Origin of the sequence: Geodermatophilus siccatus, assembly GCF_900103785.1 — a bacterium.
GTDB classification, from domain to species: Bacteria; Actinomycetota; Actinomycetes; order Mycobacteriales; family Geodermatophilaceae; genus Geodermatophilus; species Geodermatophilus siccatus.
In genome coordinates, this window is the sequence record NZ_FNHE01000001.1 from 358,687 (window position 1) to 369,935 (window position 11,249).

Below are 11,249 nucleotides of genomic sequence, written 5' to 3' on the forward strand. Positions count from 1 at the left end.
CTCCGGCCCACGCCGGTCGTCCACAGCGCATCCGCCGTCCACAGATCCGTGAGCGGGCCCCGAGCGGCGGAGCACGGGAGCCAGGGTCGAGAGGTGCCCGCCCCCTCCCCCGCCACCCGCTGCTGGACCCTCGTCACGTCCGGCGGCGCCCTCGACGTGGCGGTCTCCGCCCGCGACGACGAGCGGCTCGGCGCGGTCCTGCCCCCGCTGGCCGCCGCGCTGCGCCTGCCGTCCGCAGAGCTCTGGTCCGGCAGCACCCGGTTGGCTCCCGACCTCCTGCTCACCGACCCGGCGCTGCTGCACGGGGCGCTGCTGGGCCTCGGCCGGCCCGGCCCCCGCCCGGGCGCCGCGGTGGGGGCCAGCGCGCTGGAACTGCACGTGATCGGCGGCCCGGACGCCGGGACGGCGCTGCCCCTGGACCGCGGCCGGCACGTCGTCGGCCGCGGCGGTGACGCCGCCGTCCGGCTGACCGACCCCGCCGTCTCCCGCCAGCACGTGCTCGTCGAGGTCGGCGCCGGGGACCTCACCGTCCGCGACCTCGGCTCCAGCAACGGCAGCCGGCTGGACGGCGCGCCCCTCGACGGACAGCCGCGGCCGTGGCCGTCCGGGGCACCGCTCCGGCTGGGGTCGAGCACGCTGCGGACGACGGGACCGGGCAGCGCCCGCGCCGCCGTCCGGCCCGGGGGTGGTGGACGGCTGCAGCTGCGTCCGCACCCGCGCCTGCACCAGCCGCGCGAGGTCGTCGAGATCGCGCTCCCGGCCGCTCCCGTCCCCGCACCGCCTCGGCGGCTGGCGTGGGTGGCCGTGGCCCTCCCGGCGGTCGGTGGCGTGGCCCTCGCCTGGGTGCTCGACGCTCCGCACTTCCTCTTCCTCGCCCTGCTCAGTCCGGTGGTGGCGGTGGGCACGTGGCTCTCCGACCGGTGGTCGGGCCGGCGCACGACGCGGCGCGCCCGGGCAGCCCACGCCGCGGAGCTCGCCGAGGCGGAGGTGCGGCTGGCGGCCGCGCTCCGCGCCGACGAGCGCGCGGCCGAGGCCGCCTCCCCGGACCTGGCCGCCCTGGCCACCGCGGCCCGCCGCCGGTCCACCGACCTCTGGCACCGGCGCCGGGGGGACGCCGACGCGCTGGCCGTGCGGATCGGTACCGGCCCCGGGGAGTCCCGCGTGGTGCGGGTGGACCCCGACGGCTCCCGTGGCCGGGAGCGGTCGGACCGGCTGCCCGTCGTCGTCGAGCTGGCCGCCACCGGGGGGCTCGGCGTCGCCGGTCCGCGTGAGCCGGCGGTGGGCGTCCTCGCCGGCGTCCTGGGCCAGCTCGCGGCGCTGCACGCGCCCGGCGAGGTGGAGCTGGCCCTGCTCACCACACCCGACCGGCTGGCCGACTGGGCCTGGCTGCGGTGGCTGCCGCACCTCGCCGATGGGTCGGTGCACGTCCGCACCGCTCCCCAGGACGACCCCGACGAGGACACCCTCCGGTGGCTCACCGCCCTGGTGTCCCGCCGGGCGGGCGGCGAGGAGGGTGCCCTCGGCTGGGTCGCCGTGCTGGTCGACCGGCCCCTCGGGCCCCGCGTGCTGGCCGCGCTGCGCAGCGCGCACGCCGTCCGGGTCGTCGTCCTCGGCTGCGGCTCCTCGGCAGCGGACCTCCCCGGGCTCGGGGACGCCGTCCTGCTGCTCGGCGGTGAGACCGGCGAGCGGGCGACCCTGCTCCGGTCCGGTACGGGCGAGCAGCCGGTGGGGGCCGTCGACCGGCTGCCGCGGCGGGTGGCCGCACAGCTGGCGCGCGACCTGGCCGTGCTCGCGCCCGCCGCCTCCGGCGCCGCGCTCCCCCGCCAGGTCCGGCTGCTCGACCTGGCGGCCGCCGCGGTCGGCGGGTGGTCCCGGGCGCGCGACTCGCTGGTCGCGACGCTGGGCCGCACCGCGACCGGGGACCTGTCGGTCGACCTGTGCCGGCACGGGCCGCACGCCCTGGTGGCCGGGACCACGGGTTCGGGCAAGTCCGAGCTGCTGCAGACGCTGATCGCCGCCCTGGCCCTGGCCCACCCGCCGGACCGGTGCTCGTTCCTGCTCGTCGACTACAAGGGCGGAGCGGCGTTCGCCGAGGCGGCCGAGCTCCCGCACACCGTGGGGCTGCTGACCGACCTCGACGGCGCGACGACCGCCCGGGCGCTGCGGTCGCTCACCGCCGAGCTCACCCGCCGCGAGGCACTCCTCGCCGCTCACGGCGTCCCCGACCTGGCGGCCCTGCCCGAGGCGGTCGAGCTGGCCCGCCTGGTGATCGTCGTGGACGAGTTCGCCGGGTTGGCCGAGGAACTGCCCGCCTTCCTGTCCGGACTCGTCGGCATCGCGCAGCGGGGGCGCTCGCTCGGCGTGCACCTGGTGCTGGCGACCCAGCGTCCCGGCGGCGTCGTCTCCCCGGAGATCCGGGCCAACTGCACACTGCGCATCTGCCTGCGGACGACCGACGAGGCCGAGTCCCGCGACGTGCTCGGCTCGGCACACGCCGCCGTCCTGCCGGTCGACGTCCCCGGCCGCGGCTACCTGCGGACCGGTGGCGGCGCGCCCGTGCCGTTCCAGGCGGCACGGGTCAGCGGCGGGCCGCACGGTGTCCGGGACGCCGGACCGCGGGTGGCCCCGTGGGGTTGGCCGGTCCCCGTCGTCCCGGTGGCGGAGGAGGTGCCGGCCGGGTCCAGCGACCTGGCCCGGCTCACCGCGGAGCTGGCACGCCGGGCCGTCGAGACGGGGCGGCCGCGGCCGCACCGACCGTGGCAGCCCGCCCTGCCCGACCACCTGACCGCCGTCGACCTGCGGGGCCTCGCGGGGGACGGTACGAGCCCCCGGCTCCGGCTGGGACTGCTCGACCGCCCGGACGCGCAGACGCAGGAGCCGCTGGAGCTGGACCTGGACCGAGCCGGCGGCTGGCTCGCGGTCGGCGGTCCGCGCAGCGGGCGGACGACGTTCCTGCGGGCTGCGCTCGCCGAGGCGGTCACCGCACTCGGCCCCGACCGGCTGCACCTGCACGTGCTCGACCACGGCGGCGGCGGGCTGGCCGCGGCAGGAACCGGCCTCCCGCACACCGGCACCGCGGTCGGTGGGGACGACGCCCTGCGGACCGTGCGGCTGCTGGACCGGCTGACGCAGGAGGTCGCGGCACGGCGCGCGGCACCGCCCGGTGGACCTCGCCCCCACCTGCTGCTGCTCGTCGACGGTGTGGAGTCGGTCATGACGCAGCTCGACGAGTCCGATCCCGGCCGGGGGTCGGCGGCCCTGCTGCGCCTGGTCCGGGACGGCGGCGCGGCCGGGCTGACGTGCCTGCTCACCGCCGATCGCGCCGTCCCGGGCGGCCGGCTGGCCAACACCGTCGGCACCCGGCTGGTCCTGCCGCTGCCCGACCGCGCCGACTACGCCGTCGCGGGAATCCCGGCCCGCGACGTGCCCGGGCACCGGCCACCCGGTCGGGCGCTGGTCGGGGAGGAGGCCCGGGAGTGCCAGCTCGTCCTGCCCCGCGAGCTGCCCCGGACCTGGCCCGGCCCACCCCGCCACGGGGGTCCGCTGTCGATCCCCGAGCTGCCGACCGCCCCCGTGCTGCCGCTGCCGGAGCCGACCGACGGCGGGCCCCCGCTGCTGCTGCCGGTCGGGCCCGGCGGTGACGGCGGCGGCGTGCTGACCGTCGACCTGGCCCGCACCGGCGGCCTGCTCGTCGCCGGGCCGCCCGGCAGCGGACGGACCACGGCGCTGGCGTGCGCGGCGCGCCACCTCGCCGCTGCGGGGGCCGCGGTCCTGCAGGTCGTCCGGGACCCGGACCGGGCGTCCGCGGGGAGCACCGCCGCCCTCCCCCGGCTGGACGCCACGGACCTCGCCGGCTGGCAGGAGTGGCTCGCCGGGCTGCGCGGCACTCCCGGCGCGGTCGTCGTCGACGACCCCGCCGCCCTGGCGGACTCCGCCGTGTTCGGCGCGCTCACCGCGGCCGAGGCCGTGACGGACGTCGTCCTCCTCGTGGCCGGGACGGCGGCCGAGCTGTCAGCGGCCTACCGGGGCCCGGTGCCCGCGCTGCGGCGGCGGCGCAGCGGCCTGCTGCTGTCACCGGGGCCCGGGGACGCCGACCTGCTGGGCATCCGGCTCCCCCGCACACCGGTCCCGGCGCGCCCCGGCTCGGGTTGGCTGGTGGTGGCGGGTGCGGCGGAGCGGGTGCAGGTCGCCCGTCGCGATCCGCCGCTGGACCGCGTCCCGGCCGCGGTGGGCAGCGGAGCCTGCGGTGCAGCGTGGTGACCGGCCACCCGTCCCGGGATCACAGCAGCTCGAGCAGCGTCCCGATCTCCTGGGTGGCGTACCAGGCGAGCTCGTGACCCTCGGCCTGGTCGACGACGAACTGGGCGTCCTCGCTGCCGAGGTCGGCCTCGAGCACCACGTCGACCGCCGCCCGGACGTCGTCCTCGGCCTCCGCGCCGTCGACGTGCGCGCTGGCGACCTCGGCCAGCGCGACGTCCCCGGTGATGCGGACGGCACCGCGGTCGGCGTCCGGGTCCTCGATCTCGGCGACCGCGGAGTCGGGGACGTCGGCGGCCAGCACGACCCGGCGGCGGGCGGCGGAGGGGTCGACGTCGACCAGCCGGAGGCTGGCCCGCGCGGCCGCGAGGAGGGCGGCGTACTCGAGTTCCTCGTCGTCGGCCCCGGCGTCACTGAGGGCGTAGAACTCACGCAGGCCCGGGGTGACCGCGAAGGCGGTGAACGGCCCGGTCAGGCGTCCCTCGTCCACGAGCGTCCGCAGGACGTTGGTCGTGGCGGGCAGGTACACACGCACCGGGCTGGCTCCTTCGCGCCGAGGGGACGCACGACGGTATCCCGGCGCGGGGACGGCCCCGCGGGCCGCGGGTCAGCCCGCGGTCTCGACCAGGACGGCGAGCTCCTGCTCGATGAGGTCGGCGAGCACGTCGACGTCCCCGACGCCGTCGCGGTCGGCGTTCAGGCCGAAGTAGACGCACCCGTCGTAGCTGGTGATGCCCACCGACAGCCCCTGCCCCGGGGCGAGCGGGACCACCGGGAAGACCTCGAGCATCCGGGCGCCGGCGGCGTACAGGGGCACCTGCGGCCCCGGCACGTTGGTGACCACCAGGTTGGCCATCCGGCGGGACAGGCCGCGCGCCGCCCGGGCGCCGAGGGCGTGCAGCGTGGGCGGGGCGAAGCCGGTGAGCGCGATGAGCGCGTCCGCGCCGACCGACCGGCCGTGCTGGCTCACCCCGCGCATGGCGAAGCTCAGCCGGGTCAGCCGCACCCGCGGGTTGGGCTCGCCGACGGGGAGGTCCACCAGGTAGCTCGACACCCGGGTGCCGGGGGCCTCGTCCTCGTCGTCCTGCACCGACACCGGCACCAGCGCCCGCACCGAGGTGGACCCGACGACCGCCTGGCCCCGCGAGAGCAGCCAGTCCCGCAGTGCTCCGGTCACCACGGTCAGCAGCACGTCGTTGACCGTCCCGCCGTGCGCCTTGCGGACCCGCTTGACGTCGTCGAGGTCGGCCCGGGCGACCGCCACACGACGCTGGCTGCCGTGCGTCGCGTCGAGGGGCGTGTGCGGAGCCGGGAACAGGGCCGACCGCGCCGCGCGCACGGCACCCTGCGCGGCGCCGGTCACCCGCGCGCCGGTGGCCCGCGCGTCGGTGACGGCGTGCCGCGCGGTCTCGACGACCGCCGTCGGGCGCGCCGCGTACTCCGCCACGGCCTCGCCCACCAGCTGCAGCGCGCCGGGCAGCCGGCGGGGTCGCCACGGGCCGGGCGGGGGGACCGTCGCGTCCGGCGAGTCGTCCAGCAGGACCTGCCCGATGTCGACGGTGCCCAGTCCGTCGACCAGCGCCGGGTGCGTCTTCGTGATGACCGCGACCCGGCCCTCGGCCAGGCCCTCCACGAGGTAGACCTCCCACAGCGGCCGCCCCCGGTCCAGCGGGCGGGCGACCACCCGGGAGACGAGGTCGAGCAGCTGGGCCTGCGTCCCCGGCCGGGGTACCGCGGACCGGCGGACGTGGTACTCGATGTCGAAGTCCGGGTCGTCGGCCCACACCGGGTTGGCCAGGTGGCCCGGCACCTCGAGGACCCGCTGCCGGTAGCGCGGCACCAGCGGGAGCCGGGCCTCGATCAGAGCGGCGATCGCGTCCAGGCCGCCCGCCGGCGGCTCGAGCAGGAGGACGCCGGCCACGTGCATCGGGTTGTCCGGCTTCTCGAGGTAGAGGAACGACGCGTCCAGGGTGGTCAGGCGCTCCACCTTCGGTCTCCTCCCGGTCGGTGTGCTCACGCTACGGCGCGGCACCGCCTGACCGACAGCCCGCGTGGAGTGGCGCCCGTCGCCTCACCCGGCGCGTCGGCGCAGTCGCGGACGTCCCCGGCCGGACGCTGCCGGCACCGGCACGCCGGTGAGCGCGGCGGCCATCGCCCGCACCTCCGTGCGCAGCGGAGAGGACGGCGCGACCTCGGCCAACGTGCGTCCATCGGCCAGGGCCGCGTCGGTGGCGCGTCGATCGGCGGGCAGGAAGAAGCCCACCTCGCGGCCGGCGAAGCGCTCCAGAGCATCGCCGATCTCGCGGCGGGGGTCGCCGGGCACCGGTCCACGCCGCACCTGGTTGACGACCACCACCGGTTCGACATCGGGCAGCACGTCGCGCAGCTCGCCGAGGGCCCGGATGCTGCGCTGCAGCGCCACGGGGTCCGCCCCGCTGACGCACAGCACGGTGTCCGCGGCCTCCAGGACGGTGAGCGTCACGCCGTTGCGCCGGGGCGCCGCGGTGTCGAAGGAGAGCTCCTCGTCCTCCTCCAGGCTGAAGGCGCAGTCGACCACGGTGAGCTCGGCGCTGCGGCGCACCTCCTCCAGGACGGCGGCCACGGCGCGCGGCCGCAGCTCGGGCCAGCGGTCCGCGCGCGCCAGCCCGGTGAGGACGCCCAGCCGCGGGCGCACCGCCCAGGCCAGCCGGCCGAGCGCTGCCTCGTCGAGGGTCCCGGCGGCTGCCTGCCGCGCCGCACCGGCCAGCCCGGGCGACTCGTCGAGCAGGCCGAGCACCTGGGCCACCACGCCGCCGTAGACGTCCGCGTCGACCAGCAGGGTCGACACGTCCAGCCGGGCGGCCTCGTCGGCGAGCCCCACGGCGACGGTGGTGCGGCCGGGTGCTCCGGTCGGCCCCCAGACCGCGATCACGCGGCCCCGGCCGGCCGACCGTTCCGGCGCCGGCGCCGGCAGCCCGGGCGCGGGCAGCGCGGCCCGCGGGTCGGCGATGTCCCGGCCGGCGGGCGGGCCACCGGCCACCGCCTCGCGCAGTGCCCGGGCGATGGCCTCGGGCTCGGCGTCGGCCGGCAGGACCCGCCCGATCCCCAGGCCGTGGAGCCGGTCGGTGGCGCGCTCGTCGCCCGGGTCGACCAGTCCCACGACGGCCACCCCGGCCGCCGCCAGCCGGGCGACGGCGTCCCCGTCGAGCCGGCGGAGGTCGGCCGACAGGAGCGCGGCCTGCGCGGTCCCCGTGGCCGCAGCGGCCAGCAGCTCGGAGACGTCCACGCACCGGCGGACGACGGTGACGCCGTGGTCGGTCCGGTCGAGGGCGCCCACCAGCGCGGACTCCCACCCGGCACCGGTGACGGCGGTGAAGACCTGCAGCGCCATCAGGGGGTCCCGGCCGCCGGGACGCTGGGCGCCTGGGTGCCCTGCCGGGACGGCGGGACGGCGGAGGGCTCGACCGACGGCGGAGCCGCGCCGGGGGTCGGCCCGGCGGCCCCAGCCGCGGGCGGCGCGGACCGGGCCGGTGCGGCGGCCGGCGGGATCACCGCAGCGGCCGAGGGTGCAGCGGTCGACGGCGCGGGCGCCGAGATCGAGGGCGAGGACCCGGAGGTCGAGGGCGTGGACCGGGAGGTCGAGGGCGTGACGGAGGGCGCGGCGGTCGCCGGGCCCGACGCCGCACCGCCGGCGCCGTCCACCGAACCGTGCACGACGACCACCAGTGGGCGGCCACCGATCGCGCCGAGCACGGCCGGCGCCTGGTCGGCCGGTACCGAGACGACGACCTGCACGGTGGTCGTGGCGGTGGACAGCACCCCTTCCGTGCGGCCCGAGATCGCCTGCACCGGAGCCGCCGCCACGACGAGGGCCACGCTCCCGTCACCGGCTCCGGTGGCACCGGCCGCGGGGTCGGCGACGGCGTAGACGTCGACGACCTGTCCGCGGTCCAGCCCCGGCGGCACGTAGCCGGCCTGCACCGGCAGCGCCAGCTGCACCAGCTCGGCCGGCTCCTCCAGCGCCGTCCGGGGCAGCAGCTCCCCGCTGCGCACGGCCCGGGCGAGGGTCCGGCCCTCCGGTCGCGTGCTGGTCGCGAGGTAGGCGCCGGCGACGTCGTCCAGCCGGACGTCGACGGCCACGAGGTCCCCGGCGGTGAGCACCGTCCCGGCCGCGAGGTCGCCCGCGGCCGACCACACCGGCACCGTCGCGTCGGCGGCGGCGACCACGCGGGCGCCGAGCAGGACCGAGCCGAGCACCAGCAGGACGCCGAGCACCAGCCGGAGGTCGAGCCAGCGCGGCGGCCGGACCCGTCGCGGTGCCGGTGCCGGCACGGGGGCGGCGGTGCCCGGGGTGCTCGCCCCCCGGGCGGTGGGCACGGTGCGCGTGGCGCTCACAGCCGGCGGTCCTCCATCTGCGCGAGAGCCGTGGACGGCCCGGGTGGGCCCACGGTCGGACGGGAATGATGGGACAGGTGCGCCGCTGCGTGCAGGCGCTGTCCACACGTTCGGGGCTGTGGACGGCGCGCATGCCACCCGGACGGGGCTGCCAGACTGTCCGGGACCGGACGGAGACCTGATGCCCACACCGCGGTTCCTGACCCTCGACGACGTCGCCGAGATCCTCAACGTCTCGTGGTCGCAGGCCTACGCGCTGGTGCGCCGCAAGGAGCTCATCGCCATCCAGATCGGCGGCCGCGGCCAGTGGCGGGTCGAGAACGAGGAGCTCGAGCGCTTCATCGCCCAGAAGTACGCCGAGGCGCGCGCCGGCACCGTGCCCGCGGAGCCCGCCGCCGAGGAGCAGGCCGAGCAGGACGACGCGTCGACCAGCCCGGGAGGGCGCCGCCGGGGCTGAGCCCGCACGGCACCGGGCAGAGCCCGACCCCGCACGGCGCCCGGTCCGGTCCGGCTCGTGGTCCCCGGCGGGAGCCGACCGGTCAGTCCAGCCCGGGCGCCAGCGTCCGCACGACCGCCACCGCCGGCAGGGCGATCGCCCGCACTCCTCGCACGGCTGCCGCCCGGCGCGGCTGGTCGGCGGCGTGCTCGGCCAGCTCGACGTGGTCGGCACCGACGCCGTCCACGGTGCCGACGTACGCCGCACCGTCGTCCAGGACGACCTGCACGACGCTGCGGTCGCGGGCCAGTCCGCGCAGCGCCCGCCGCAGGTCCAGCCGCGCACGCACCGGGCCGGCGTCCGCGGCCGGAGCCGTCGCGCGTCCCAGCCCGGCGACCGTCCGCACGGTCGCCGTCGCCACGAGCACCTCCCGCCGGCTGTCGTCGGTCAGCAGCAGCCAGTCGGCGCCGACCTCGACGAGGACACCGGTCACGTCGCCGGCGCCGGAACACCGCAGGGCCAGCGGCCGGTCGAGGGCACCGGCCAGCCGGTCCACGAGCCGGACGGCGCCGGTCTCCACCCGCCGGCGTGAGGCGTCCTCGGCCCGCTCGGCCGCGGCCTCCGCCTCGTCGAACTCCGCCTGCAGGTCGGCGAAGAGCCGTTGCCACCGCATCGCCACCTCCTCGGTTTCCACACTACTGGGCACTAGTTCTTGCATTTGCTTGCGTTTGCTTGCTTTAGTCACGAGGCGACATGACGAGTCGAGGAGGGGACATGTCGATCCGGCGCCTGTTCGGGACGGCGACGGCGATGGCCGCTGCCGCTGCCGGCCTCCGCGCGGTCACCCCGGACCTCGGGGCGGTCGCGGACGCCGGCCTGGACCTGCAGCGCGTCGTCGACACGGCCGGCGCCGAGACGGTCCTGCTCGCCGGCGTCGCGGCGCTCGCCTGGGCCGTCTGGCTGTGGGGCGCGCTGGGTCTGACCCTCACCGCGCTCTCCGCGCTGCCGGGGGTCGCCGGCACGATCGCGCGGACGCTCACCCGGTGCCTGCTGCCCGCCGGCGCCCGGCGGGCAGCTGCCCTCGCCCTGGGCGTCGGGCTGGTCACCGGCCCCCCGCTGGTGGCGGGCTGCACCCCGGTGTCGGGCGCACTCCCCCAGGCCGTCGCCGTCGCCTCCGCCGAGGGTCCCGTCGCTCCGGCGCACGGTCCCGTCGTCGACTGGCCGGAGACGCCCGCGCAGACGCCGGCTCCACCGGCACCGAGCGCCCCCGCCGCGGTGCCCGACTGGCCGGCACCGGTCCGGGACGAGCACGTCGTCCTGCGCGGCGAGTGCCTCTGGGACATCGCCGCCGCCGACCTCGCCCGGCAGACCGGCGTCAGCCCGACGGACGACGAGGTGGCCACGGCCGTCGACGCCTGGTGGCACGCCAACGCCGGAGTGATCGGCCCCGACCCCGACCTCCTGCGCCCGGGCCAGGTGCTGCGCCCGCCCCCGGCGTCCTGACGCCGCCCGCCCTCGCCCACCCCGGACCCCGGAGCCCCTGATGACCGCCCCCGTCCGCCCCGCCGCCACCGACACCGCAACCGACACCCCGCCCGGGGCCGGCCCGCAGCCGCCGCACGCTGCTCCGCTGCGGCTCACCGTCGTCCCGACGCCGCAGCCGCCGCTGGACCCGCAGCCGGTGCTGCGGCTGGTGCTCCCGGGCGTCGCCGTCCCGCGGGCACCGCACCGGCCGGGTCCACGGCCGCGTCCGGAGGAGCCCCTCACGGAGTTCGTGCCGGGCTTCGAGCCGACCTGGTCGGCCCGGACGGACCTCCCCGACCCGCGCGTCGCCGGACGCCGACTGCTGCTGCTCACCCTCGAGGGGCTGGCCGGCCACCGTCCGCTGAGCCAGGTGCAGCCGCTCGCCGCTCTCGGCGTCTACGCGGCGCTCACCAGCGGCCGCCGACCCCGGTGGTGCGCCGGCGGCACCGCCCCGGTGCTGCTCGGCCCGGTGCACGTCTGCGAGCCGGTCGACGGGGTCGCCGAGGTCAGCGCGGTGGCCCGCCGGTCCGGCCGCGCGCACGCCGTCGCCGCGCGACTCGAGGGCATCGACGGCCGGTGGCGGTGCACCGCACTGCAGATCGGGTGAAGGAGCCCCCTGCCCCGCCATGGGAGGACCCCGTCCTCCCCACCACTCGCA

At 78.5% G+C, this 11,249-nt stretch carries 9 protein-coding genes; 4 read left to right on the forward strand and 5 right to left on the reverse strand.

Features of this window, described 5'->3' with window-relative positions; translation table 11 throughout:
- The first annotated feature begins 93 nt into the window (after positions 1 to 93).
- Positions 94 to 4,260: a type VII secretion EssC family protein gene (locus BLS21_RS01685; protein WP_139176987.1), complete on the forward strand. Its 4,167-nt coding sequence runs from the start codon at positions 94 to 96 to the stop codon at positions 4,258 to 4,260.
- Positions 4,261 to 4,279: 19 nt separating this feature from the next.
- Here the strand turns inward: BLS21_RS01685 and BLS21_RS01690 are convergent, their stop codons facing one another.
- The 4 genes from BLS21_RS01690 to BLS21_RS01705 form a co-directional block, all read right to left on the reverse strand.
- Positions 4,280 to 4,792: a DUF6912 family protein gene (locus BLS21_RS01690; RefSeq protein ID WP_091212935.1), complete on the reverse strand. Its 513-nt coding sequence runs from the start codon at positions 4,790 to 4,792 to the stop codon at positions 4,280 to 4,282.
- 72 nt (positions 4,793 to 4,864) lie between these two features.
- Positions 4,865 to 6,244: a WS/DGAT/MGAT family O-acyltransferase gene (locus BLS21_RS01695; RefSeq protein WP_091212939.1), complete on the reverse strand. Its 1,380-nt coding sequence runs from the start codon at positions 6,242 to 6,244 to the stop codon at positions 4,865 to 4,867.
- 84 nt (positions 6,245 to 6,328) lie between these two features.
- Entirely contained in the window at positions 6,329 to 7,627 is a 1,299-nt protein-coding gene (locus BLS21_RS01700; protein WP_091212943.1) for a CpaE/TadZ family protein, read from the reverse strand.
- Complete coding sequence (locus BLS21_RS01705; RefSeq protein WP_091212946.1) at positions 7,627 to 8,631, reverse strand: SAF domain-containing protein; 1,005 nt, start codon at positions 8,629 to 8,631, stop codon at positions 7,627 to 7,629. Before BLS21_RS01705 ends, BLS21_RS01700 begins: the two co-directional genes overlap by 1 nt.
- Positions 8,632 to 8,812: 181 nt before the next feature.
- Between BLS21_RS01705 and BLS21_RS01710 the strand changes: the two genes are divergently transcribed.
- Positions 8,813 to 9,088: a helix-turn-helix domain-containing protein gene (locus BLS21_RS01710; protein WP_091212949.1), complete on the forward strand. Its 276-nt coding sequence runs from the start codon at positions 8,813 to 8,815 to the stop codon at positions 9,086 to 9,088.
- 82 nt (positions 9,089 to 9,170) lie between these two features.
- Here the strand turns inward: BLS21_RS01710 and BLS21_RS01715 are convergent, their stop codons facing one another.
- On the reverse strand, positions 9,171 to 9,740 hold the full coding sequence (locus BLS21_RS01715; RefSeq protein WP_091212952.1) for a hypothetical protein: 570 nt from the start codon (positions 9,738 to 9,740) through the stop codon (positions 9,171 to 9,173).
- Positions 9,741 to 9,841: 101 nt separating this feature from the next.
- On the opposite strand from BLS21_RS01715, the gene BLS21_RS01720 reads away from it, so the two are divergent.
- Both BLS21_RS01720 and BLS21_RS01725 read left to right on the forward strand, forming a co-directional pair.
- The gene (locus tag BLS21_RS01720; RefSeq protein ID WP_091212954.1) at positions 9,842 to 10,570 is read left to right on the forward strand and encodes a LysM peptidoglycan-binding domain-containing protein; all 729 of its coding nucleotides are present in this window, start codon (positions 9,842 to 9,844) and stop codon (positions 10,568 to 10,570) included.
- 40 nt (positions 10,571 to 10,610) lie between these two features.
- Entirely contained in the window at positions 10,611 to 11,198 is a 588-nt protein-coding gene (locus tag BLS21_RS01725; RefSeq protein ID WP_091212957.1) for an Rv3235 family protein, read from the forward strand.
- Positions 11,199 to 11,249 lie beyond the last annotated feature (51 nt).